Here is a 25365-nt window from a genome sequence, read left to right on the forward strand (position 1 = left end):
GACAGACTATTTCTTTTCTATTGCTATGTTAAAAAAGACATTGACTTAACGTTCATTTTACATGTATTATATATCTAAAAGATACATATCATTTAGATAGGGGTATTCCATGAAAAAATATAATCATACAACATATGCCATTCTTGGTATATTAACGACTGAATGCAGAACGGGGTACAGTATCAAACGACTCATCGATCAAAGTCTAAATCATTTCTGGAAAATTAGTTATGGGCAAATTTATCCTACTCTGAAACGAATGGTGGAAGAGGGATTAGCAACCGTAAAAACACTCACAGAAGGTGGTAAACCTGATCGACATGAATATTCACTAACTTCAAAAGGGGAAGCTGCCTTGAAGGAATGGTTGGAGCAGCCAATTGAACAAATACCTCACGAGCGAAATGAAGTATTACTAAAATTATTTTTCGGAAGACACCAAACAAAAGAAAATACATTATTACAGTTGGAAATTTATAAGCAAAAATTAACGGAAACCTATGAAACCTATCAGGCTATTGAAAAGATGATCAAATCCAATCATCAACATCATGAGGATCTGACCTATTGGTTACTTACTTTAGATTACGGGAAACGGGTGACAACGGCTGCGATGGAATGGTGTGATACGACTCGAGATTATTTTAAAAAGGAGGAAGAGTAAATGGCAAAGCACATTTATAAAGGTCGATTTACAACAGAAAACCAGGAAGATTTAGTAGTATTTCTTATTGGAATGAGGATAAACAAACGCTATCTATTCCATCGTTGGTTACCTGTCTTTACTGCTATGCCTGGGATGATTAAGGAACTCTATTCGAATAAAGAGGAGCTAGGGTTTCTATCAATGGAAAGTTATTTTGGTTTAAGAACAACTGTTATGATTCAATATTGGCGGTCTCTCGATGATTTACTGGCATATGCAAAAGGTGAAAAACATTTGAAAGCATGGGAAAGCTTCAACAAGAAGATTGGAAATAATGACTCTGTTGGGATCTACCATGAAACCTATGAATTGAAAAAGCAACAGTATGAATCTGTATATGGAAATATGCCGTTATACGGACTAGGGAAGGCGATGAAGCATATTCCAATTACAAAAGAAATAATTACCGCAAAAAAGCGACTTAATCGTTAGAAAAAAGCCTCCGAATCTCGGAGGCTTAACTAATAAATTGTAATATAAAAGTGAGTAAAAATAGACAAGCGATCATATAAAGGGTGAAGGATACGTTTCTTTTTTTCCCTGTCGCTAATTTTAACATCACATACAAGATGAATCCCATTGCTATACCATCTGCAATACTGTACGTAAAAGGGATCATGATCATCATAAAGATGGCTGGAAATGTCTCGGTCATATCCTGAAAGCTTAAATTCCGTATATTTTGTACCATAATTGCCCCAACAATGATTAAAATCGGTGCAATAGCATTTGCTGGAATGATATTCATATATGGAATCAGAAAAATCGTACCGAGAAAAAGTATTCCTGTTGTGATCGACGTAAGCCCTGTTCTACCACCTGCCGCAATTGCAGCAGTAGATTCAGCTGTGGATACAGTTGGACTTGAACCAAAAATACCAGATAGCATCGAAGCAATACTGTTTGCTTGAAAGGCCTTTTTAAACTTTTCTGGTCCTTTAGCTAAGTCTAACTGACCTGCGACTAATCCCATATTTTCAAAGACGATCACCATCGTAATGGAAAATACAGAGATAACAAAAGGCAATGATAAACTGTTTTCTAGCGAAAACGCTCCAAATACTTGGCTGTATTCCTGCAAGGAGAAAGCCTGATTCGTAAGTGGAGGCATTACATCAAGCAAAAAGGCGATACTTATCCCAACGAAAATCGTCCAGAGAAAATGCCCTTTTACATTGCGAACAAACAAAACAAAAGCGATAATTAACGTTAATATCGTTGCTAATACGACAGGATCACTTAAATCGCCCATCGCAATAATCGATTGATCGCCTTGTTCTATTAAGCGCCCTTTCTCCAGTCCGATCAATATGAGGAAAAATCCTATCCCTATGGTTATAGCTTCCTTTAACGAACTAGGAATCGCTTTGTTGATTACCTGCGTTAATTTAGAAAAAGCTATCAATAGGAAGATAATTCCGGAAACTACTGTGACACCAAGTGCCTCCTGCCAGGCTAACCCCATCGACTGTACCAAGGTATAGGTAAACATCGCATTAATTCCCATCCCAGGGACCACTAAGATGGGTGCATTGGCCCATAATCCCATTAGGAGACACCCTACAAATGATGTCATGATGGTAGCCACAATGGCACCTTGTAGAGGAATCCCTGCCTCTGACAAAATCAGCGAATTAACCGCAATAATGTATACAATCGTGAAAAAACCGATAAATCCTGCTGTTATCTCCTGTTTAACACTTGTCTCGTGTTGTTTTAATTGAAATAAGGATTTTTTCATTCCATTTCCTTCTATTTAATTATCCCTCTCCCAACCCGCTCTCCTCTATGCTTTCTTATACCAAAATAAATAGCAAAGAAAAGAGAGCCAACTTACATTTTAGTAAAAATAGAGCATTTGTCAACTACTTAAAACGATAAACAATGAAAGCAAACAACCCTTTAGAAGTTTCCTAAAGGGTTGGCGTCTTACCATTAATAGAATCTTTTAAAACTAGAAAAGTGTTTCTTCCAGTAAGAATTGTTTAAGCTAACAACCTCTACTCCATCTGAGCCTGCATGGATAAATTGATTGTTTCCTAGATAGATTCCCATGTGTGAAATGCCAGATTTATAAGTTCCCTCAAAAAATACTAAATCTCCAACCTTGGGATTGTTAACATAATAGGAACGGTCATAATAACCTGCACTGGAAAGTCGCTTGATGTCCTTTTTACCAGCTTGCTTGTATACATAATAAATGTATCCACTACAATCAAATCCATTTGGTGTTGTTCCACCCCAAGCATATTTTGTACCCTTTAAGCTTGTAGCAACATCGATAAGTTTGGTTACGTTGTAATCTATATTACTAGGTTGTTTATTGCTAGTATTCTTATCAGAAGTGGAGCTTGTTGAATCTTGCTTTGCTCCGATTTTCAGCTTTTGACCAACATAAATTCGATCAGAGCTTAGATTATTCCATTTCTTCAAATTAGCAACAGAAACACTATATTGAACTCCTATATGAGAAAGTGTGTCCCCTGACTTTACAATATAAATAGTAGAGGAAGAACTACTTTCTTCTTTATTAGAGTTAGAATTAGATGATGTTTGTTCATTATTAGAACTGGTATTAGAGCTTGACTTTTTTACAACTAAGACATTGCCTGGGTAGATCAATGTAGTATTTAAATTATTCCATTTCATTAAGTTTTGAAGGGAAATATTGTGCTTGTATGCTATACCACTTAGAGTATCTCCACTTTTTACTGTATATTTACTTGTCTTACTGGTGCTTTGATTCGCATTTTTATTTTGCGTTTGGTTATTTTTATTAGAAGAAGATGCATCTGTTTTGATAATTTGATTTGGATAAATAATATCAGAGCGAAGCTTATTAATATCGATCAGTGCTTGTACACTTGTATTATACTTCTGAGCTATCTTCCATAATGAATCACCACTTTGGACTTTATACGACGCCGCTTCTGCTTCATCTGCTCCTATCATTGTTGATGCGATAGCTGCACCTAAGGTAACAGACATAATCATTTTCTTTTTTACCATTTAAACTACATCCTCCTGTTTATTAATAATAAATAATTCTTCTCTTTAGGAAAAACAAAGCTCGTACTACTAGAATTGATGTATGTATGAAATGTGGATAAACACGCAAGTTTTATGTAAGGAGCTTTTACGAAATCAAATATAGTCCTATTATACTCCCTTTTAGCGAAAAATGATAGATTTTATTGAAATATGTTTTTTAATTTTTTGTATCAAATTATAGGTTGTTTGACCTATAATTTATTCAATTACATAGAAATCCTTATAATTGTATTACCAATAGTAATTATATTATTTACCGAACGATACTAAATGACTATTAATAACATGTCATTTATGTAATTCTTATAGTTACCTTTAATCACATTTTCGTTCTAACTATACAACCAAAACTTGTTAATAAAAAAACTCGCAGTCAACTGCGAGTTAAATTTCCTATCCCTAATCTAATTTAGCTTTTTCCTTTCGATAAATTACCCGTAAACGAAGAAAGAATCCAATTGCAGCCCCTGTTAATCCAAGTGTAATTCCAACCCAAAAACCAGAGGGTCCAAGATTCGTAAAGGCTGCTAATAAATATCCAGAAGGGATACCAATTAACCAATAAGAAACAAAGGCGATATAAAATGGTACTTTTACATCCTTGTAGCCCCGTAAAACACCCTGTAGACTAGCTTGTGAAGCATCAGATAATTGATAAATAATGGCAATGATGAATAACTGTCCCGCTATTTGTACAACAATCGGATCTGTAGTGTAAAGGTAGGCAATTGGCTCTCGGAAAAAGAACATAAAGACAGATCCTGAAGCAAGAAAACCGATGGCTCCAAGTACTCCAATAAAGGCATACTGTTTAGCTGCATCTAATTTTTTACCGCCAATTGAATAGCCTACCACAATCGTTATAGCCATTGATATACTAAGTGGTATCATAAATAGTAATGTCGTAAAGCTAATCACAATTTGATTTGCCGCAATAACCGTAGTGGAAAACATATTGCCAATTAGTAAGGTAACAACGGAAAAAATGCTTGCTTCAAAGAAAATGGAAAGTCCGATTGGTATTCCTATGGATAATTGCTCTTTCCATGCTTTAAACGATGGCTTCACCCATTGGACAAATAATTTGTACTTTTTCACTGCTTCAATTCTAAATGTCATAATAATGCTAATAATTAATATGATCCAGAAGGTGATACCTGTTGCGTATCCAGCACCAATCCCGCCTAACTTAGGCATTCCAAAATTACCAAAAATTAAACTATAATTTAAAAGTACATTAAAGGGAACAGCTAAAACCGTAATAATCATGGTGATTCGTGTGAATCCTTGTCCATCGAAGAAATTACGAATAACATTGGAAAGGAATAATGGGATAATCCCAATCGACAGACCAGCTAAATAATGAAAAGCGATATGTTGTACATTTTCTTCTAAATCCATTAGATTTAAAATCGGATGGAGGGCAAACGCCCCTACTAGAATAATCATCATACCAAGCATAATCGCTAAAAATATAGCTTGTGTTACGGTATGATGAATTTTATGACGTTGGTTTGCTCCCATAAATTGCGCAATAATCGGTGTAATGGCGAGCATAACACCATTCATTCCTGTAAAAACTGGTGACCATAAACTAGATCCAATAGCGACTCCAGCAAGATCATCTGTTCCAACACGACCAGACATCATCGTGTCAACAAGGTTCATTGCTGATAAACTGATCTGTGTAATCATTATCGGCCACAAAATAACTAAGAATAAATGAATTTTTTCCTTCCATGTTTCGGCATGATACATGTGAACCCTCCTTACTTCTGAGATGTACGATCTGGATAGGTAATACCTAACCAGAATATTTCCCAAGCTGCATGTAATTTTCGGTTGGTACGAGCTTCTCCTCCGTAAATTAATTCGACACCAATGGAATCTAACAATGCCGAAAATGACATGACTGCAACATTAGGATCTTGACTTATTTCTTCCTTTTCATACGCATATTGAAATCGATCAAAATATAATAAGTCTACTTGATCAATGTATTGATAGAGCTCCCTAGTGACTTCATCGTATAAATGACGTGGAGGAAGAAAGGTGTTACGAAGCCAGAACTTTAATTGATTATCATGATGAAATCGATGGATAAAATGTTGCAGATCTGACCATAAAAATTCCTTTAGTGTTTTATCGAAATATCTTTTTATATAATCTTGTTCCTTTTTTAACTCATCTGCGAAGGTTTCCTTTAGTATTTGCATAAACAGGGCATCTTTTCCTTTAAAATGAGTATAGATGGATTGTTTCTTGATCCCTACTTGCTTCGCAATATCAGCAAGGGACGTCCCTTCATAACCATGTATGGCGAATAAATTCAATGCTTCCTGTTTAATTAATTGATAAGACATCCTACCACCCCTTACGAACGGTCGTCAGTATAGCTTAGCAAAGGATGATAGGAGTGTCAATAGACGGAATACAACAAAAAAAAAATCACAAGTGATTGCTTGTGATTTTGAGGAAGGAGCATTATTTCAGTGATGGTTTATTATCTAATGCTATCGATAGAAATATATATACCCAAACAGAAACAGAAGAAGTGAAGAAGAAAATTAATCTGACAATGAAAGAAGATATGCCAAAAAACTCCGCGATCCCTCCACACACACCATAGAATGCCTTATCCGTTGATGATCTTGTTAACTTCTGATTCATTCCATTTCCTCCTTCATATGTTAAGTCACTTGCCTTTTTACCAATTATAACACGCTTTTTGTAAAATAAAGGATATAGCTAATACTTTAAAGTGCTAGCGCGCTCCTCCAAGAAGCAAACACATGGATCCCGTTGATAAAAAAATAAACACTAGGAAGCACCCAATATTAGGGTGTTTCTTCTTTTACGAGTACTATGCACATTACTTGCAACTTTTCATGAAAGCGTTTATAGTAGTTAACTGTTCATACCTCTCCATCCTCATTCGTCCTCTTTACTCTTTCCGCTTATAAATTCACCGATCATCGAGAAGGAGGTAACTATGTTACATCGATTAAAAATATTTGATAATTTTTATTATGGATGGGTTATCTTAGTTATTGGTGGTTTAGGGGTGTTTTTCTCTGGACCTGGTCAAACATTTTCAAATTCTCAGTTTATAGATGAATATATACATGATTTCGGATGGTCGAGATCACAAGTCTCCGGTGTCTATTCTGTTGCTACACTATTAGCAGGTGTACTAATGATGATCGTAGGACGTTTCATCGATCGATTTGGACCAAGGATGATGATGGTAACAGTAGGAACTTTATTTTCCTTAGCATGTTTCTATAATAGTTTTATATCTAGTATTTGGATGCTTGCATTAGGATTTTTCATGGTACGTTTATTAGGGCAAGGGAGTATGACATTAATTCCAAATACACTCGTTGCCCAGTGGTTTGTGAAAAAAAGAGGTCGAGCCTTTAGTTTAAAAGCACTTTTTAGCTTTGCTGGTGCCATGTTATTTCCTATTATTAATACTTGGCTCATTCAAACATGGAGCTGGCAAGTAGCATGGCAATTTTGGGGAATAGTACTTCTATTTTTATTTGTACCTATTGCTTTCCTTGGAGTAAGAAATAGCCCAGAATCTATTGGATTAGAGCCAGATGGAAACGTAGAACCAGAGGCCGACCAACAAAATAAATTAGTGACACCCGTCATAGAGGCTGAAGAAGATTGGACATTAAATGAAGCAATGAGAACGAGAGCTTTTTGGGCTGTATTAATCTGTGTTGGTATACCTGCGTTAGTTAATACAGGTATTACGTTCCATATCACCTCTATCTTTAAAACGAATGGATTATCGCTTGAAATGGCCGCAATGGTTTTAAGCTTAATGGCATTTGTCGGAATTCCGATTTCCTTAGTCTCGGGTGTAATTTTAGACAAAGTAAAAACAAACTATGTCCTATTCGTTATCTTTATCATCGAATTTTTTGTTCTTTTATTGTTACTAATTACAGATAGTTTCCTTATGGCAATACTATTTGGTATATTATGGGGATTGGCAGGTGGATTAGAACGTATTGCTATCGGTGTTATTTGGCCTAATTATTTTGGTAGAAAATATATTGGGAGTATTAATGGTGTTGGAGCCACGATAATGGTTATCGGTTCATCCCTAGGCCCGTTACCATTTGGTATAGGCTTTGACCTATTTGGTGGCTATACTATCGTTATTCTATTAGCATTAATCTTTCCTATAATCGGCGTTATCTGTTCCCTATTAGCAAAAAAACCAGTGAAGGTTACTATTTGACTACATGTAATTCTAAAGTATGTAGTCTTTTTTTTTATACTTAACCATCTAAATCACTTAACATATTTATAAATTTTAGTAAAGACGGAGGTATATACTTATCTTTCCGATAAATGAACACTGTTTTGACTTTACCGTATAAATTTGGAATGGAATGCTGTCTAAGCATTCCATCTTGTACATGCTTTGTAACGACAACTTGTGGAAGCATACTTATACCTAGACCAGCTGCTACACAACCGATTATCGCATCTAAAGTACCAAATTCCATTATTTTATTCGGAATTATCCTCTCTTGACGTAACCATTGTTCAAGTTTTTCTCGATAGGAACATCCAGCATGAAATACAAGCAACGTTCTTGTTTGAATATCTTTAAATGAAGAAATAGGAGGATGAATTGTATCGGTAATGAGTACTAATTCCTCATTAATTACTTCCTTTTGAATGAGCTCGGGATGTTCAATAGGTCCAGCCACAAATGCTCCATCAAGTTCATACTTTAAAACTCCTTGGATATTTTGTTCAGAAGAGCCTGTTTTTAAAGTTACATCAACATCTGGAAAGTCTTTATGATACTTTGCAAGTAGGGTTGGTAAGCGAACTGCAGCGGTTGTTTCCATTGAACCAATAATTAACGGACCACTTGGTGTTTGATCATCATTCATCACACTTTTTGTTTCCTCTATAAGATGAAATATTCTTTCAGTGTATGATAGCAACATACTTCCCTTGGCTGTTAAGTCAGTCCCACGATTATGTCTATAAAAAAGGGTTGTTTTAAGATCTGATTCCAATTGCTGTATTTTCATAGTGATATTAGATTGTGCATATTGAAGTTCTCTTGCTGCTTGTGAAATACTTCCCAGCCTTGCAACAGTCTGAAAAATTTTTAATGTATGCAAATCCATAAAAATCCTCACACCTTTTTGCCATCTAAATAACTGATGACTAATATCAATATAATATATTATTCAATATATCAAAAAAAAGATATGATTTAAATATAATTTTTATCTTTAGAAAAAATCGAAGGAAAGACTAACTTAATCAATAAGTAAAAATAAAAAAGAGGTGTGAAATATGTTAAAGAATAAGATGACAGAACTTTTGAAAATTAAGCATCCGATTATCCAGGCTCCTATGGCTGGTGGAGTAACAACCTCAACATTAATCGCTGAGGTTTCAAATGCTGGTGGGCTAGGGATGCTTGGAGCAGGATACTTGCCCCCTGCTCAAATAAGGGAAGAAATTAGGGAAATAAAGCAATTAACTTCAAATCCGTTTGGAATAAATCTCTTTGTTCCTAATGAGTTTGATATTACAGAGAATGAGATTAAATCGGCTAACCAGTTCTTAAACCCGATTCGTAAGCAATTAAATTTACCCCAAAGGGATGACCTTGATTTTCCAAACTTTAAAGATGTTTCTGATACATTTACTGAACAAATTAAGGTTATTATGGAAGAAAAAGTTCCTATTTGTTCATTTACATTTGGCATCCCTTCTAGAGAAGTGATTGCTGAATTAAAACAATCAAACATTATCCTGATTGGCACAGCTACCACTGTGACAGAAGCAATGGAAAATCAAAAAGCTGGAATGGATATGGTTGTTGTTCAAGGAAGTGAAGCTGGTGGACATCGTGGGAGCTTTATTAATGGAGCACAAGAAAATTTGGTTGGGTTAATGTCTCTGATCCCACAAGTTGTAGACAATATAAGCATTCCTATTGTTGCTGCAGGAGGAATTATGGATGGGAGAGGATTAATGGCTTCGATTTGTTTAGGAGCAATGGGTGTACAAATGGGTACAGCTTTCCTTACTTGTATTGAAAGTGGAGCGAATAAGGTTCATAAAGAAGCAATTCTTAAAGCTAAAGAAGACCAAACTGTTTTAACTCGTTCATTTTCAGGTAAGTGGGCAAGAGGAATTAAAAATAATTTTATTTCAAAAATGCAGAACTATGAAACACTGTTACCCAATTTTCCTGTTCAAAATAGACTAACACAAGATATTAGAAAAACTGCTGCTACAGAAGATAATCAAGATTTCATGTCCCTTTGGGCTGGTCAAAGCCCTAGATTAGCCACAATTCAAAAAGCCGAAATATTAATTAAAAATATTATTGCAGAAGCCAACAAATTAAGTTCTATGGATACAAAGTAAATTCTTGTACTAAAAACCTAGCAAAAAAAGCTAGGTTTTTCTATACCTTAAATAATTATATTAACACTTACAAGCACTATATCGGTACTAAAAAATACTATTCATTTAATAGTATTTGATAAATATAATAGAAAACTGTAGAAAACGGCTGTAATTCAAAGAAAAATACCATTGTTTACGTTTCTATAGCGGTTTGACGTTTTTGTAAATTGTGATATAGTTCACTTTGTTCACGCCGGAAATTTTCTCTGAAACGCTCAGAGAACTATAAAATAATACGAAAGAGGTGCTTCATGAACAGAGCAGAAAAAATTAAATATGAATGGTTTGGGAATATACGAGGAGATATATTAGCGGGAATAGTGGTAGCTTTAGCGTTAATTCCAGAAGCCATTGCGTTTTCGATTATTGCAGGGGTTGATCCAATGGTTGGGCTATATGCCTCCTTCTGTATTGCTGTTATCATTTCCTTTGTGGGTGGAAGACCCGGGATGATTTCAGCTGCAACAGGGGCTATGGCGCTATTGATGATCACGTTAGTAGCAGATCACGGGTTGCAATATTTATTTGCGGCTACTATTTTAACTGGAATAATACAAATTCTATTTGGGGTATTTAAATTAGCTAGGTTTATAAAATTTGTTCCTCGTTCCGTAATGGTCGGATTTGTTAACGCACTAGCTATTATGATCTTCACATCACAATTACAGCATTTCGAAGGTGAAAGCTGGATTATGTACAGTATGGTAGCTTTAACATTGGCAATTATTTATCTTTTTCCTAGGATCACAAAAGCGGTTCCCTCCACTTTAGTGGCCATTATCGTTGTAACTTTAATCACCGTATTTTCCGGATTTGGTATTCGTACAGTAGGAGACCTTGGTAATATCTCTCCCAATTACCAATTTTTATGATTCCTGACATTCCAATATCTTTTGAAACATTGGCGATTATTTTCCCTTATTCACTAGCACTCGCCATTGTTGGGTTATTAGAGTCATTGTTAACCGCTAATATCGTGGATGACATGACAGATACAGAAAGCAATAAAAACAAAGAATGTCGCGGACAAGGGATAGCTAATATTGCGTCAGGTTTCTTTGGCGGAATGGCTGGTTGTGCAATGATAGGACAATCCGTTATTAATGTTAAATCTGGCGGAAAAGGTCGATTGTCTGCCTTTGTTGCAGGTCTTTTCCTTATGTTTTTAATTATTGTATTAGGTGATGTCGTCGTCCAAATTCCTATGGCAGCACTTGCTGGTGTAATGATTATGGTATCTATCAGTACCTTTGATTGGTCTTCCCTACGAAATATTCATAAGATTCCTAGAACCGATGCAATTGTTATGGTAGCAACCGTTATTACCGTAGTAGTAACACATGACTTATCAAAAGGTGTTTTACTTGGTGTATTACTAAGTGCCATCTTCTTTGCGGCAAAAATATCTAAGGTCAAGGTTACGAGTATTTCATCTGTAGATAATAGTAAGAAAATTTATAAAGTCGATGGACAAATTTTCTTTGCTTCAGTAAGTGATTTAGTAGAACAATTTGCTTTCAACGAACCGATTAAACAAGTGGATATTGATCTTACCAATGCTCACCTCTGGGATGATTCAGCAATTGGTGCATTAGACAAAATCGAAATGAAATTTGAACAAAATCATGTTAAGGTACAATATATAGGTCTAAATGCGGAGAGTAGATTATTAAAAAGAAAAATCGGTGGTCTATCAAAAGCATCGGGTCATTAATCGTAGAAGAGGTGAAGGGGCTTGTATAAAAAAATATTACTTGCAACAGATGGATCAGAGCACTCCGTTCGAGCAGCGGAACACGCAATCGAAATTGCTCAACTCAAGAATGGAACGATCGACATTGTCTATGTAGTAGATGGGAATACGTCCAAAACAGATGTCCTTCATGGTGTGGACAAATATGAAGTTAAAAAAGAAAGAGAAGAAAAGATAAAACCGGTAAAAGATAAAATTACATCTGTAGGTATTCCTTGTGAAACAAACATCTTACATGGTGAACCTGGTCCTTCGATTGTTGAATTTGCTAATGACAATAATTATGATCTTGTGGTGGTAGGTAGTAGAGGATTAAATAAACTACAAACCATGATCCTCGGAAGTGTAAGTCACAAAATACTCAAACGCGTACAATGTCCTGTTTTAGTCGTAAAATAAAGTGACCATTAGTGATGTTGGAAGGCCTGAACCTTTTTCTAAAGATAAGGTTCAGGCTTTTGTTTCGGTAAAAATATTTAATAATAGAGCCTTTAACTGTAAGTTTTTACAGAGATCGGTTCAAAAGTAGTAAATTTTTCTATTAGAGATGAAGGATTGGAGTCAACCATAGCTAAGGATCGGTACTTCTCCTGCAAAAATTGTTGCTCCACCATATGATCAAATAAACTAACTAAAGGATTAAAATATTGATGAATATTCAGCAGGCCAAATGGTTTTTGATGTAAGCCAATTTGTGCCCATGTAAATATTTCGAAAAATTCCTCCATGGTTCCAGGACCTCCTGGAAGGGCAATAAATGCATCTGCCAGTTCAGCCATCTTTGCTTTTCTTTCATGCATAGTATGAACCGTATACAGTTCGGATAGATGGGGATGGGCTATTTCCCTTTCTTCTAATAGTGTTGGTATCACTCCAATTACCTCTCCACCTTCGGCTAACACGGTATTAGCTAATTCCCCCATTATCCCGACACTTGCTCCACCGTAAACTAGGGTGATATCTCGCTTCACTAATTCTTTTCCTAATTGGATGGCACCTTCTTTATAAATATTTGAAGCACCATAACTAGAACCACAAAAAACCGCTATTCGTTTCAAAATAATTCCCCCTATCGATCTATATAGATATCGATTATCATTATATAGATTATTCTGTTAATCTAAAAGAAAAAAATATGGAGGATTTATATGAATTTAAATGATTTTCAACAATGGGTAAAGTCTTATTATGAGAAAAGAGGGTGGTCAGATTTAGATATTTTTATTCGAATTGGTTTTCTAGCAGAAGAAACAGGTGAGGTTGCAAGAGCCATCAGAGCACTGGAAATTGGTAGAGATAGACCAGATGAAGGTACCGGAACATTAGATCAACAAAAACAAGAATTAGTAGAGGAACTAGGTGACGTTTTGGGAAATCTTATTGTCATTGCGAATAAATATGATATTCCACTTGAAGATATCTTTCAATCCCACCGAGATAAATTAGATAAACGATATTCTTCCTAACTTGTACAGAAGGATTTGCTTTTCCACGGCGCCTATAAAGTCCTAGGGCGGTAACAAAGACGGTTTACGAAGCAATCGTTCTAATGATCAGTATTACTAGTTCTTATAGTGCTGATTATGAAAGAAAAAGAATAAGCCACCCTACTAAGCTTTATAGCTATAGCAAGGTGGCAAAACCAGATTATATGGTGACCGCCACTATAAAGGAAATCTATTGCATGACCGGTAGGTGTTACCGCACCTATCGGTCTTTTTACTGTATGAACTTATTATACCTAACGTTTTGAAAAAATAGACTGTTTTTGTTAGGTTATAGAAAAAATTCTCATTCTTCTTTTAGAAGCATGCTAAGCTTTTTTCCATTCCATTAAATACTCCGCTTTACCTGTCTGCTCATCCCTAAGTTCATCCTTCAAAACAAAGCCATTTTTCAAATAAAAGTTTATAGCTAATGCATTTTCCTGATATACTCTCAGCTGCATGATATTCCGTCGCCTTTTTTCAAAGTTCAACAACTCTCTTCCAGCCCCATTATTTTGGTTGCGTACATCTATAAAAAGTGCTGCTAAATAGTTGCCTACCATAGAAATAAATCCGATAATCTCGGATTGGTCTGTAATGACATGAGTCTCTGACATTGGAATATACTTATCTTTCATTTCTTGCATTTTTGATTCCCAATAGCTAGCATCTATGAAATGATGAGCCTGTACTGAACCTTTATACCAAATATCGATTATTTTTTGAATATCTTCATTTTTATATGGTCTTATCATCTTCTTTATTTCCCTTCTTTATAAAAACCCTTTGGATAAATCATATCCAAAGGATTAGATGATAGCAAGACAAAATGCGATAGCTAACAACAAATACCCTCATAAGGTATTCTAAAAACATTTCATATATAGTAAAAGGCCGATTTAACGGGAAAGTAAAAGAAAGCTTTTCAAAGAAGGCTATTTATCTAACGAAATGGATATTATTTTCACCTGCATGGATGAATGAGACTGGAGCTATTCCAATCACCGTCCATGGTTCGAGGGAACCATAGGCTATAACAGGCTGTATTTGTCTTGCTCTTCATAAACCCGATAACCATTTTCTTTACGAGAAGGTTGGATTAACCTTTTTTCTCGTAATAACGAAAGAACGGGGGCTAACTCCTGTTTGATTAGAAAGTTTACTGATCTTCATTTCCCTGTACGATAAGGAATCGATTTTTTTAGGTTGGAGATATGCTTAACGTACAAAATATCCGAAATGTTGCCGGCACCCCATATAGCTTATCCCACTTTAAGTGATGGTTATGACATAGCGTTTTTTACAATGTTGCGGTAGTAGCCTATGGTAAACAGAGCGAATACAAAATAGATAACCGTGTAACTTGTCATGGCGATGGATGCCGGAAATATGGTGTCCGACCGGATCATAAATGAAGCCGCCTTGATAGCAAAGATCGAATGCAGCATACCAATCGATAGAGGGAGAAGGAACACGATGGCCTGCTTTCGTATAATGCCTTTCATGATCATATCCACGTCGAATCCGAGCTGACGCAATGTCTTAAAGCTTTGCTTTTCCTGCTCAGCTTCGGTCATTTGCTTAAAGTACAAGATGCTGCCGGTTGAGATCAAAAAGACAAGTCCAAGGAAAGCTGCGATGAAAATGAGCAAGCCTGTCAGCTCCAGCACTTTTTTGTACTGCGCATAGTAATCATACTTTAATGGTTCGTCATTGTCATATTTTTCGTATATTGAGGAAGCTATTGCGAGCTCTTCCTTGTCCGGAACTTGATACGTATCAAAGTGAATTTTTTTATAATCAGGCGTACCGGCCATTTGTTCTGCGATTTTGTTCATCGTCGCTTCTGACACTAGCAGCTGACTGCCGGGAGCATTTAAATTCATGATGTTCGTTTCCCTCAATGTCCTCAATGTATACATAACGGCCTGTCCATGCTGCTCCAGCTCTATTTTGGTTGGATATCGCTTCGACTGCTCATCTAATTCCCCGGCAAGTGAGGCCCCAGCATCGTACAATATGGCTTCACCATCTGGCGGCACGTTGAGGTCTGCGCCTGTTTGTTTAAGCTGTTCGGCCGGAAGCCATAACAAACTTTCTTCAACCTTGTAGGATTGGTCATTCGGATCAAGGATGATGCCCATCGTCAGAACCGCTTGAACGACGTGGTGATTAACATCGATGCCTTCCTTCTCCAGCTCCATTTTGAACGACAGCGCCTCCTTCGGATCGTTTTCAAACATAAAATCATAAGGGAGGTCGCGACGGGTCTCATGCTCTACGGAGTAGTAGAAGGAGTAAGCCATGGAAATCAGCGTGATGGTCATGGCCGACAACAACGTAATCAAGGCAAGTGAGTTGGCATTTGCTTTCGTATGGTGCATCAGCGGAGCTATCGACAGGCTGTTTGTTAAGCCTAGGTGTCCATCTTTACGCTTGCGGAACCGGTAAAAGCACCATCTGATCGTAACGTGAAACAATAAGTAAGTCCCTGTAACGATAGATCCGAGCATCAATAGTGCGTTGGGGAATAACTCTTTATCGATATGACCCGATAATTTATAGCCGTATCCAATCAGCGCCAGACCGAGCAGGGCAAAAATAGCAGATGCCACCGCTTTAGGCGGATTAGTGAGATCAGGCCGCTTGTCAGCTTGAAACAGATTCAGAAGGCTGCTGCGATAAACCGTCAGCATCATCTGAATGGAAGTGATGACGATGATGAAAAGATAGACCATCACCGTTTTAAAAGCCGCTGGTACGGAGAAGCTGATGCCGACAATCCCTTCTAAGCCGAGCAGATTCAGCAAAATCAGGACGAACAGCCTTGAAATCAACGCACCAAAAATGATCGCAGCAAGTAGTGCACCTAAGCCAAGCAGTATATTCTCGATTATTAGATATCGGGCTACCCAGCCTTTGGAAAGACCAATCAGCTGATATAGTCCGATTTCTCGACTGCGCCGACGCAGGAAAATGCCGTTGGCTGAGACGGTAAAGATCCCAACGATCACAATCAGCGTGACTCCCGCAATTTGAAAGAAGACAACGCTCGTATTTGTCATATTCTGAACAGACTGATCGTGCTGTAGTGAGGTGAAGACAAAATACAGGCTCAAACTAAAGATCAGCGCAAAGAAGTACAAATAATAATGCTTCACATTTTGCCGCATGCTGCGAAGCGCTAATTCAAAAACCGTCAACATGGTTGCCCCCCTAGCACAGCTTGCACGTCCATAATTTCATTAAAGAACGCATGTCTTGTTTTATCGCCGCGGTAGAGCTCGGAATAAATCTTCCCGTCTTTTAAAAACACAACACGGCTGCAATAGCTGGAGGCTACCGGATCATGCGTCACCATGACAATGGTGACCCCTCGCTGCTGATTCACTTTCTCCATCACGTCCAGTAACGAGGAAGCGGATTTGGAATCCAGTGCACCAGTCGGTTCGTCCGCAAACACGATCGAAGGCTGGTGGATCAGAGCGCGCCCGGCAGCTGTCCGTTGTTTCTGGCCTCCTGATATTTCATGCGGATATTTGTACGACAGTGCTTTAATGTCAAGCACATCAGCGATGGCTGTGAACTCGCTTTCCGCTTTTCGCTTGCTCATTTTGCTAAGGGAGATGGGCAGCAGTATATTTTCCTTCACTGTTAACGTGTCCAGTAGATTGTAATCCTGGAAGATGAATCCCAGCTTGTTGCGCCGAAAGGCAGAAAGTGCGGTATTACTCAGCTTCGAGATATCTTCGTCATCAATTAAAACCGTTCCGTCCGTAGTATGATCAATCGTGGCTAAGACGTTAAGCAATGTCGTCTTGCCTGATCCGGAAGGGCCCATAATGCCAACAAATTCACTGCGGGTGACGCGTAAATCTATTCCTTTTAATACATGCTGTGCATTCCCTTTATTACCATATGTTTTGTGGATATTTCGTGCTTGTAAAATGGTTTCTCCTACATTCAACTGATCCATAACGTACCTCCAAATCATAATTTGATAGCTTTATTATACGGTTGGATTTTCCGCTTGTCGTACGTTTTACATGACAATTTGGCAGGACAACGTGACAATATTGTCACGTTCACTATTCCACACCAAAAAAACAGCCAGGAGCAATCCTGACTGCTTCATAGTTGGATATTACTCGCCCGCCCCTCTCCGGACAGCTTCGAAGGCGTTGGGTTCGACAAAGATCATTCGCATTACCGTTCCTTTCTTTTGACCGGGTTGCGCTTTGAGGGTAATTCCTAATTTATCTGCAACGGTTTTTGCAAGATAGAGCCCGAGTCCGGTCGCTGCGTTTTGAATCCTGCCGTTTTCGCCCGTGAAGCCTTTGTCAAAGATACGCGGCAATTCATGCGGCTGTATTCCCGGTCCTTCATCGATGACATCCAAAAAGACTTGGCCTGTCTCCGTTACATCCGTCACGATCATAAGTACCGTATTCGCAGGATTATATTTCACGGCATTCGTCAACAGTTGCCGAAGGATGAAACGGCACCATTTTTGGTCTGTAATGGCCTTTACATCCGTTCCTTCGATACTGACCGCCAGATTTTTTTCCATACACCACGGCGCCAGCTCCCGTACTTCTTCCGCAGCAAGGCGCTGTATAGAGGCCAATTCAAGAACATAGTCTGATTCGATCGCGGGCAGACGTGTCATATGCAGCTGCCGGTCAACCAACAAATACACCCGCAACCATTCCGCTTCAATTTTACGTATTTCCGGATCACTTGGCTGGGCGTCCAAGATCAGCTTCATGGCGGTGAGAGGAGTCTTCACCTCATGGATCCATGAGGCCGTAAATTCATTCTCGATCAGTTGAGATTCTTTATAGTCAGAAAGCTTTCGTTTGAACTGAAGGGAGGCCTCCCGTAAGATGTCGTTGGTCATCTGATCTAGGCCGTTCCCAGGTTCAGGAAGTGTCTCCATCCAGTCTAAGGCCATGTCTTCCTGCAGAGCAGCCAACGCGGCGGCATATTTTGTCTCTTTTTTGAAGCGCCATATAAAAAACAGGAGAAAGGACAGAATAAATGAGGCGTTAAAATAAAAAAGAGAAGTAGATGTGACCTGGATGCCTTGATCAAGCAGGATCAGAGCATTGGCTAAGCCGAGCAAGCCGGCAAACAGTAAAATCCAGCTTTTCCTTGCATCAACGTAACGGATAAACATGGCTCGGTTCCCCCCTATCAATACATGTTCATAATCTCTATAAAGTGATGGCCATATAACCCAGCCCTTTTTTTGTCACAATAGCGTCTGCCAAATCGATTGTCTCTAGCTTATGCCGCAAACGAGTTACATTCGCCGTGAGGGTATTGTCGTTCACGAACTGCTCATCCTCCCACAGTTTTCGTATCAAGTCATGGCGCGAGATAATGACATTGTTGGTTCTCACAAGCGTGATCAGTATAAAAAATTCGTTTTTTGTTAAATCCACTTCTTTCCCAGCTTTTCGAATTATACCTCGATTCAAATCAATCAAGGCGCCATTCCATTCAAGAATATTCGATTGCTCTTCGCCATAAGCATATGTCCTCCGGAGAACGGCTTGAATTTTGGCATAAAGCACATCTGTATGAAACGGCTTCTGGATGAAGTCGTCCGCTCCCATGCTCAGTGCCATGACCATATCCATTGGGTGATCGCGAGAGGAAAGGAAAACAATGGGTACTTTGGATACAGCGCGAATCTCGCGACACCAATGAAAACCGTCAAATTTCGGGAGTATGACATCCATGATGACGAGCTGAGGCTGTTGTTCAAGAAATGAACGCATCACACCTTCAAAATCATCTGGTCTCGTGACCCGGAACGACCAAGCCTCTAGACCTTTCTTCAATGCAGCAAACAAAGCATCATCATCTTCAACAACAAATATGTTTATCTTCATCGAGCCAGCCTCCTAGTGTCGCAAATTTGACTCTTGTAAATAAAATAATATGAGGTAACAAAGAATTACTCCTCTTTATTGTATCACAATTAATGTTTCACCTATGGTGGGGGTACGGAAACGATTCGAGGATTGAGGGGCACTATGAAAACAAACCGTTTGGTTAGATCGATCTCTCTCGATCATCAATAGCACGCGCAACGTGTTTGTGTCTGGCGATATCTATGCAACAGTGATTGTGTTTTCCGTTATTTGCATTAATCGAGTAAAATTTATTTTGACTCCTCCTTCGGTATTTTCGAGGTCATTATTTCGTGACGTGACACTCTCTATACACCAAGGAAGGCTTTTTTGTGTAATTCCAAAAACCTTATTTCGGGTCAAATTTATTTCTACAGGAAGGCTTTTTTATAAAAAACCCATTGGACAAATCATTTCCAAAGGGTAGATTTTAACAATTTAAATAAGAGGGACTTACAGACGTAATCTAAGCTTTCAACAATTTTGCATTAATAGCTACGATAATCGTACTCAAACTCATTAGAACTGCTCCAACTGCTGGGCTTAACACAATACCAATAGGTGCTAATATACCAGCTGCTAGCGGGATAGCCAATATATTGTACCCTGCAGCCCACCATAAATTCTGAGTCATTTTACGATAGGTTTTCTTCGACAAACTAATTAAGGAGACAACATCCTTTGGGTTACTTTTCACAAGCACTACATCAGCTGTTTCCATTGCTACATCTGTTCCAGCTCCTATGGCAATTCCTAAATCAGCTGTTGCAAGAGCAGGAGCATCATTAATTCCGTCTCCTGTCATTGCCACCCTCCAGCCTTTTTCCTTAATTTTCTTAACTTGATCCGCTTTTTTGTCTGGTAAAACTTCGGCATATACCTCATCAATATTCAATTGTTCGGCAACCCAATTAGCCACCTTTTTGTTATCACCAGTTAGCATAATCGAATGTATATCAATTTCCTTTAGCTTAGCAATGGCTTCTTTTGCGGTTTCTCTTACCATATCTGCTAAAGCAATCATACCAACTAGTGCATCATCTATTAAAACAAATACGACTGTTTTCCCTTTCTCCGACATCTGATTAAACTGTTGCATATCATAGGTAAGATGATTGTCATCGACATAACCAGGACTGACCACATTAATTTTTTGACCATTAATGGTTCCTTGAATTCCCTTTCCAGTAATTGATTCGAAATTCGTTATTTTTTGTAGATGCATTCCTTTTTCTTTTGCTGAAGTAACGATACCTGTTGCAAGGGGATGCTCTGAACTCTGCTCCAAGCTTGCTGCTAAATTTAAAACTTCCTCCTCTTGATATCCTTCATTTGGAATAATATTGGTTACACCAAATTCTCCTTTTGTCAGCGTTCCTGTCTTATCAAAAACAACGGCATTTAAATTTCTCGCACCTTCAAAATTGGCACGATTACGGATAAGTAAGCCTTGTTTTGCAGAAATAGCTGTAGATACTGCTACAACAAGAGGTGCAGCTAAACCAAGTGCATGTGGACAAGTGATGACCATAACCGTCACCATTCGTTCCAGTGATGTATCAAATGGATATCCAAGCCCAAGCCAAACGAATAAGGTAATAAATCCAGCAGCAAGCGCAATATAAAATAACCATTTTGCTGCCCGATTGGTAACATCCTGTGTTCGTGATCTTGAATCCTGTGCCTCTTTGACCAGTGTAATGACTTGTGAAAGGTAAGAAGCTGCACCGGTTTTTTCAACCTGTATCGTAAGTGAACCTTCCTTATTCACCGAACCGCCGATAACTTCATCACCTTTATTCTTTTCCACAGGTACGGATTCTCCTGTAAGCATCGACTCATCTATTGCTGAATTTCCATCTAGGATTGTTCCATCCACTGGGATTTTTTCTCCAGGTTTGACCAAAACACGATCGGCATTCTTTAACTCAGAAACTGGTATGTCTTCCACTTCGTCTTGTTCGTCGAGTTTATGAGCCTCACTAGGCATGAGCTTGACAAGCTCCTCTAGCGCATTGGACGCTCCCATCAAGGAACGCATTTCGATCCAATGTCCTAATAGCATAATGTCAATCAATGTGGCTAGCTCCCAGAAAAAATCCTTCCCTTCTAAGCCAAAAACAGTGAGCGAACTATAGGCATAAGCAACAAAAATTGCTAAGCCAATGAGTGTCATCATTCCAGGGTTTTTATCTTTTAATTCACTAATTGCCCCGGTAATAAATGGCCAACCACCATAGAAAAAGATAAAGGTAGCAAGTAGGAATAAAATATAGGAATTGTATAGAGGTTGCCAATTTACCCCGAAAAAGTTTTGAATCATCGGAGATAAAATAAGAATTGGAATGGTAACCATTAAGGAAATGTAGAACCTTTTTTTAAAGTCTTTCACCATATGCTCATGATGATGGCTATGGTCATGTCCGTTATGATTTTCATACTCACTATGATGATGTTCTTCATGACTATGATGCTTTGAATGGTCATGATGAGCATGGCTTTCAGAATAGTTTTCTTCATGATTAGAACGTCCTTGAACATGATTCATATGTTTAGAATCATGCATTGCTTCTTTCTTTGTATCTCCCTCTCTTACCAAGCTAATCACTTCCTTTTTTTATCTAATATTCCTTTCTAATTAAACTTCTATCCATTTGAAGCTCTGTATTTTTACTGATAATACAATACCCTTGTAAGGTATCAAACAAACATTTCATATTAAGTAAAAGAGCCGACCCAATAAAAAAAACGGATCAGCTCTTATATATGTATGCTACGACATCGTAGCCTTGATCTTCTACTGCTTCGCTTAAATCAGTAATCGTAACCTTAGTCTCATCAAACGGCAACACTCACTTTTTCAGTAAAATTAACCTCTGCACGGACTCCATCCATTTTATTTAGAGCAAGCTGCACAAGTCATTCCTGTAATTCCGACCGTAACATGCCTTTCATCACTCATGTTCTAAGCCCACTTATTTGGAAAATTGTTTCATCACTTCGAGTAATTCATCAATAACTTCGTCTCCGTCTCCAGATTTAACCGCATGGCTAACACAATGCTTAGCATGCCTTTCCGCTACCGTGAATCCTACTTTTTTTAGTGCTGCATTAATCGCACTAATTTGCACGAGTATATCAGGACAATACCGGTCCTCCTCCACCATTTTCTGAATACCACGCACCTGACCTTCTATTCGTTTAAGGCGATTGATAACCTTCTCTTTCTCATCTTTTGTTTTAGGTGTAATGGGATGATCATGAAGAAATTCTCCCATTCGCTTCACTTCCTTTCTTTTCATAAAAATACTATACCATTAATCGTATTTATGTGAATAAAGAAAACTCGGCAACTGCCGAGCATTACATGAACATTATTTGATGCATTAAGTTTATCCATTTATAAAGTTTGTATTCTTTTAGATAATATGGATATAGACACAAATAACCACCCTTGAGCCTGACAAGCAACTAAGGTGTGGTTATAAAAAATACCTATAGTGTGTCGCTCCCTTGAAGGGCTATTGCACTACTGTTCGGTGAACCACCACCAAGACGAACTATATTATTATACGACTTTCTATTTATATTATACTGGATAAGAAATTTTAACAAATAACTTATTTTGTTGAAATACCCAATACAAAAAAGTCAGTAAATGAAAATATGTAAGCTATTTTCGTTAGACAATCTTAACCATTTACAAAAAAATAACGCATGATCTCTAACTAGAATCATGCGTCCATGGACTTTTACCATGATCAACAGGGAAATAGCTTACATTGATATTATACAAAAAACAAAATCAACCTTTTATCAATAACATCACTATTTTTGATATAAACAAAGATAAAGTGAATTCCATTTTTTATTAGTATGGATCAAATAGATGTCCACCAATAGCCTAATCCTTCTTATCCCTTATATCTCTTGGAATAAATAAATTCAGTGACCGGAACCGTAATAAATGTCAGACATACAACTAACAATAAAGGATAATTATCCACATTATTAAGATTACCTGTACCTTCTGAAACAAATAGTATGATGCCTGACAATACCATTAATACATAGTAACCAATTTTGGCGCTTTGTGTTTGAATATGTCTATCTAATTCATCCTTTTCACCGCCGCCTTCGTGTTGCCCCCAAGTAATCCAGTTAAAAAAGTAAGTTAATGCAAGAAAGCTAAAGAAGATAGAACCTCCATCAACCGTTCCAAATTTAAACCATTTGTATAAGGAATACCCTGCAACTAATATGAAGACCATAAACGCGATAATTGCGATAATTTTTTTAGTCTTATCCATTTCTCTTTCCCCCGTTCTTAGGTATAAATAATTGTTCCATGGGAACCGCTAAAGTTTTTGCAATATCAAAGGCTAACTGTAGACTAGGGTCATACTTATTGTTTTCAATCGCATTGATGGTTTGTCTACTTACATGGCATAATTCTGCTAATTGCCCTTGAGAAAACCCGCTTTTTTCTCGATATTCTTTTATTTTATTTTCCATTCTGAACCACCTTTTAATCTGATAAGGTGTAAAATACTTTTGACACCTCGATTATAAAATAAGACAGACATGGTGTCAAATACATTTGACATATTGTCTGTCCAGATTTAAAAGTTACTTCATGTAGTTTTCCACTAATTCGAAGCATCTCTCTTGTGTAAGATTGTTCTCAACCCTTACATATTCATATTGTTCCATTGTACCACCTTTATATTGTAGAGATGCCTCTTTTGCTGTATTATCCCGGTAATCTAACCATTCACGCTGTTCTATTCTTAGTTGTTCCATTTCTTCTGTCGGTAAAGTTTCTTCTAAAACTCCATAAATTTCATTTAACATGCCATCCAAAATATCGAAAGCATCACCTTCTATTTTTTTTAAAGCAAATGTTGTCTCATCCATAGGATTTTCTCGCATTTCTTCCACTTTCTTTTTCGTCTCATTTAATTTGTTGAGATATTCTTCCTTTAAGTCCACAGATTCTTCTTCGTTCGTTGTATTTACATTCTCGCTTTGACCGTTATCCTCAACGATTTTTACGTTCGAATTATCCATATTGGAGTCATTCTCTTTAGAATTTGACTGGTCCGATTTTTCACTTGGATTTGTTGAGGTAGGTTGATCTTCTGTCTGTTTAACGGTTGACTCGTTCGTCGTGCTGCTACAAGCTGCTAGCAATAGTAGCACTGTCCCTAATATTCCTAATAAAAAGTGACGTTTCATAAAATACTACCTTTCTTAAAAATTTTGTCTAATAGCCAATTAACACATCTTTTTTAATGTTTCGTTTGGAAATTTCATTATCTCGTAAATAAGTAGATGTATCCTCTACCATTGACTTCGGACCTGCAATATAGTATTTAGCATTATTCTTATAAGTACTGATGCTTTTGTCCAATGCTTGCTGTAAGTGATTCGATGAATCGAGATAAGTTAAGCCGATAGAGGTATTACTCGCTATTCTATCAAGCTCATCTTTAAAAATATAAGTTTTGTTACTGTCCAAATAGAGTAGATGCACAGGTCTTTCTTTTTTCTCAGCCTCTAGTTGCTTTACAATGGAACGAAAAGGGGTAATTCCAATTCCACCCGCTATTAGTACTGTAGGGTGTTCCTCTCTTAAATAAAATGCCCCGACAGGTCCAGCCATCGTTATCTTCGTTCCTTTTGTTAATTCTAGCATTGCTTTCTTAAATTCACTAGGTTGATCACTGATTTTGGTCGTAATTTGAATCGTATTTTCCTGAGGTACAGATGCTACACTAAATGGTCGCGTATTGTTTTTTATTTTCTTGTGGGTAATTGTAAACAAGCCATATTGTCCTGCATTCCAGGTTATATCCTTTTCTTTTTCGAACAGAAAGGTATAGTAGTCTTCTGATTCTTTGTAGCTTTTTAGAAATGATAATTCTTTCTTATTAAACATGGAAAGCATATCTTTTACAAAACTCATTTCCATAGCTC

Annotated in this window: 24 protein-coding genes and 1 pseudogene; 7 read left to right on the forward strand and 18 right to left on the reverse strand. The window is 37.5% G+C overall.

The window, feature by feature from the left end; translation table 11 throughout:
* Window positions 1-109: 109 nt before the first annotated feature.
* Window positions 110-664, forward strand: coding sequence for a PadR family transcriptional regulator (locus ACZ5N5_RS03695; RefSeq protein WP_464373300.1), 555 nt, complete (start codon window positions 110-112; stop codon window positions 662-664).
* Window positions 665-1138: a DUF4188 domain-containing protein gene (locus ACZ5N5_RS03700; RefSeq protein WP_109982909.1), complete on the forward strand. Its 474-nt coding sequence runs from the start codon at window positions 665-667 to the stop codon at window positions 1136-1138. It begins immediately after the preceding gene.
* A gap of 25 nt (window positions 1139-1163) precedes the next feature.
* On the opposite strand, the gene ACZ5N5_RS03705 is transcribed toward ACZ5N5_RS03700, so the two are convergent.
* The 5 genes from ACZ5N5_RS03705 to ACZ5N5_RS03725 form a co-directional block, all read right to left on the reverse strand.
* On the reverse strand, window positions 1164-2447 hold the full coding sequence (locus ACZ5N5_RS03705) for an NCS2 family permease (protein ID WP_109982910.1): 1284 nt from the start codon (window positions 2445-2447) through the stop codon (window positions 1164-1166).
* 194 nt (window positions 2448-2641) lie between these two features.
* Window positions 2642-3715, reverse strand: coding sequence for a C40 family peptidase (locus ACZ5N5_RS03710; protein ID WP_464373301.1), 1074 nt, complete (start codon window positions 3713-3715; stop codon window positions 2642-2644).
* Window positions 3716-4156: 441 nt separating this feature from the next.
* On the reverse strand, window positions 4157-5515 hold the full coding sequence (locus ACZ5N5_RS03715) for an MATE family efflux transporter (protein WP_464373302.1): 1359 nt from the start codon (window positions 5513-5515) through the stop codon (window positions 4157-4159).
* 11 nt (window positions 5516-5526) lie between these two features.
* Complete coding sequence (locus ACZ5N5_RS03720) at window positions 5527-6120, reverse strand: TetR/AcrR family transcriptional regulator (RefSeq protein ID WP_464373303.1); 594 nt, start codon at window positions 6118-6120, stop codon at window positions 5527-5529.
* A gap of 121 nt (window positions 6121-6241) precedes the next feature.
* Window positions 6242-6427: a PspC domain-containing protein gene (locus ACZ5N5_RS03725; RefSeq protein ID WP_109982913.1), complete on the reverse strand. Its 186-nt coding sequence runs from the start codon at window positions 6425-6427 to the stop codon at window positions 6242-6244.
* A 322-nt stretch (window positions 6428-6749) separates the two neighbouring features.
* Here ACZ5N5_RS03725 and ACZ5N5_RS03730 point away from each other — a divergent pair, with 322 nt between their 5' ends.
* Window positions 6750-8015, forward strand: coding sequence for an MFS transporter (locus ACZ5N5_RS03730; RefSeq protein WP_109982914.1), 1266 nt, complete (start codon window positions 6750-6752; stop codon window positions 8013-8015).
* A gap of 40 nt (window positions 8016-8055) precedes the next feature.
* On the opposite strand, the gene ACZ5N5_RS03735 is transcribed toward ACZ5N5_RS03730, so the two are convergent.
* Window positions 8056-8925 (reverse strand): LysR family transcriptional regulator, encoded by an 870-nt coding sequence (locus ACZ5N5_RS03735; RefSeq protein WP_464373304.1) that lies wholly within the window; start codon window positions 8923-8925, stop codon window positions 8056-8058.
* 172 nt (window positions 8926-9097) lie between these two features.
* Between ACZ5N5_RS03735 and ACZ5N5_RS03740 the strand changes: the two genes are divergently transcribed.
* The 3 genes and pseudogenes from ACZ5N5_RS03740 to ACZ5N5_RS03750 all read left to right on the forward strand — a co-directional run bounded on the left by ACZ5N5_RS03740 (window position 9098) and on the right by ACZ5N5_RS03750 (window position 12377).
* A complete protein-coding gene (locus ACZ5N5_RS03740; RefSeq protein ID WP_054788724.1) occupies window positions 9098-10183 on the forward strand; it encodes an NAD(P)H-dependent flavin oxidoreductase in 1086 nt (361 codons plus the stop codon).
* A gap of 293 nt (window positions 10184-10476) precedes the next feature.
* Window positions 10477-11939, forward strand: a pseudogene (locus tag ACZ5N5_RS03745) (SulP family inorganic anion transporter).
* 21 nt (window positions 11940-11960) lie between these two features.
* A complete protein-coding gene (locus ACZ5N5_RS03750) occupies window positions 11961-12377 on the forward strand; it encodes a universal stress protein (protein WP_054860462.1) in 417 nt (138 codons plus the stop codon).
* A 92-nt stretch (window positions 12378-12469) separates the two neighbouring features.
* Here ACZ5N5_RS03750 and ACZ5N5_RS03755 read toward each other — a convergent pair whose 3' ends face one another.
* Window positions 12470-13036 (reverse strand): LOG family protein, encoded by a 567-nt coding sequence (locus ACZ5N5_RS03755; RefSeq protein ID WP_109982918.1) that lies wholly within the window; start codon window positions 13034-13036, stop codon window positions 12470-12472.
* 90 nt (window positions 13037-13126) lie between these two features.
* Here ACZ5N5_RS03755 and ACZ5N5_RS03760 point away from each other — a divergent pair, with 90 nt between their 5' ends.
* The gene (locus ACZ5N5_RS03760) at window positions 13127-13444 is read left to right on the forward strand and encodes a MazG nucleotide pyrophosphohydrolase domain-containing protein (protein WP_054788723.1); all 318 of its coding nucleotides are present in this window, start codon (window positions 13127-13129) and stop codon (window positions 13442-13444) included.
* A 347-nt stretch (window positions 13445-13791) separates the two neighbouring features.
* Here ACZ5N5_RS03760 and ACZ5N5_RS03765 read toward each other — a convergent pair whose 3' ends face one another.
* The 11 genes from ACZ5N5_RS03765 to ACZ5N5_RS03815 form a co-directional block, all read right to left on the reverse strand.
* The gene (locus ACZ5N5_RS03765) at window positions 13792-14220 is read right to left on the reverse strand and encodes an N-acetyltransferase (RefSeq protein ID WP_109982986.1); all 429 of its coding nucleotides are present in this window, start codon (window positions 14218-14220) and stop codon (window positions 13792-13794) included.
* Between the two features lie 528 nt (window positions 14221-14748).
* Entirely contained in the window at window positions 14749-16671 is a 1923-nt protein-coding gene (locus ACZ5N5_RS03770; protein ID WP_464373305.1) for an FtsX-like permease family protein, read from the reverse strand.
* A complete protein-coding gene (locus ACZ5N5_RS03775) occupies window positions 16665-17441 on the reverse strand; it encodes an ABC transporter ATP-binding protein (RefSeq protein WP_054789233.1) in 777 nt (258 codons plus the stop codon). The genes ACZ5N5_RS03770 and ACZ5N5_RS03775 overlap by 7 nt, the downstream gene beginning before the upstream one ends.
* A gap of 168 nt (window positions 17442-17609) precedes the next feature.
* On the reverse strand, window positions 17610-18644 hold the full coding sequence (locus tag ACZ5N5_RS03780) for a sensor histidine kinase (RefSeq protein WP_464373306.1): 1035 nt from the start codon (window positions 18642-18644) through the stop codon (window positions 17610-17612).
* Window positions 18645-18681: 37 nt separating this feature from the next.
* Entirely contained in the window at window positions 18682-19365 is a 684-nt protein-coding gene (locus tag ACZ5N5_RS03785) for a response regulator transcription factor (RefSeq protein ID WP_181397403.1), read from the reverse strand.
* Window positions 19366-19852: 487 nt separating this feature from the next.
* The gene (locus tag ACZ5N5_RS03790; protein WP_464373744.1) at window positions 19853-21934 is read right to left on the reverse strand and encodes a heavy metal translocating P-type ATPase; all 2082 of its coding nucleotides are present in this window, start codon (window positions 21932-21934) and stop codon (window positions 19853-19855) included.
* A 427-nt stretch (window positions 21935-22361) separates the two neighbouring features.
* Window positions 22362-22664 (reverse strand): metal-sensing transcriptional repressor, encoded by a 303-nt coding sequence (locus ACZ5N5_RS03795; RefSeq protein ID WP_464373745.1) that lies wholly within the window; start codon window positions 22662-22664, stop codon window positions 22362-22364.
* 636 nt (window positions 22665-23300) lie between these two features.
* Window positions 23301-23696, reverse strand: a complete 396-nt coding sequence (locus ACZ5N5_RS03800) for a hypothetical protein (protein ID WP_109982924.1) — start codon at window positions 23694-23696, stop codon at window positions 23301-23303.
* On the reverse strand, window positions 23689-23901 hold the full coding sequence (locus ACZ5N5_RS03805; RefSeq protein ID WP_109982925.1) for a helix-turn-helix transcriptional regulator: 213 nt from the start codon (window positions 23899-23901) through the stop codon (window positions 23689-23691). Before ACZ5N5_RS03805 ends, ACZ5N5_RS03800 begins: the two co-directional genes overlap by 8 nt.
* A gap of 114 nt (window positions 23902-24015) precedes the next feature.
* Window positions 24016-24624, reverse strand: a complete 609-nt coding sequence (locus tag ACZ5N5_RS03810; protein WP_464373307.1) for a lysozyme inhibitor LprI family protein — start codon at window positions 24622-24624, stop codon at window positions 24016-24018.
* A gap of 28 nt (window positions 24625-24652) precedes the next feature.
* Complete coding sequence (locus tag ACZ5N5_RS03815) at window positions 24653-25354, reverse strand: FAD-dependent oxidoreductase (RefSeq protein ID WP_464373308.1); 702 nt, start codon at window positions 25352-25354, stop codon at window positions 24653-24655.
* Between the last annotated feature and the right edge of the window lie 11 nt (window positions 25355-25365).

Source organism: Gracilibacillus sp. JCM 18966 (genome assembly GCF_055392695.1).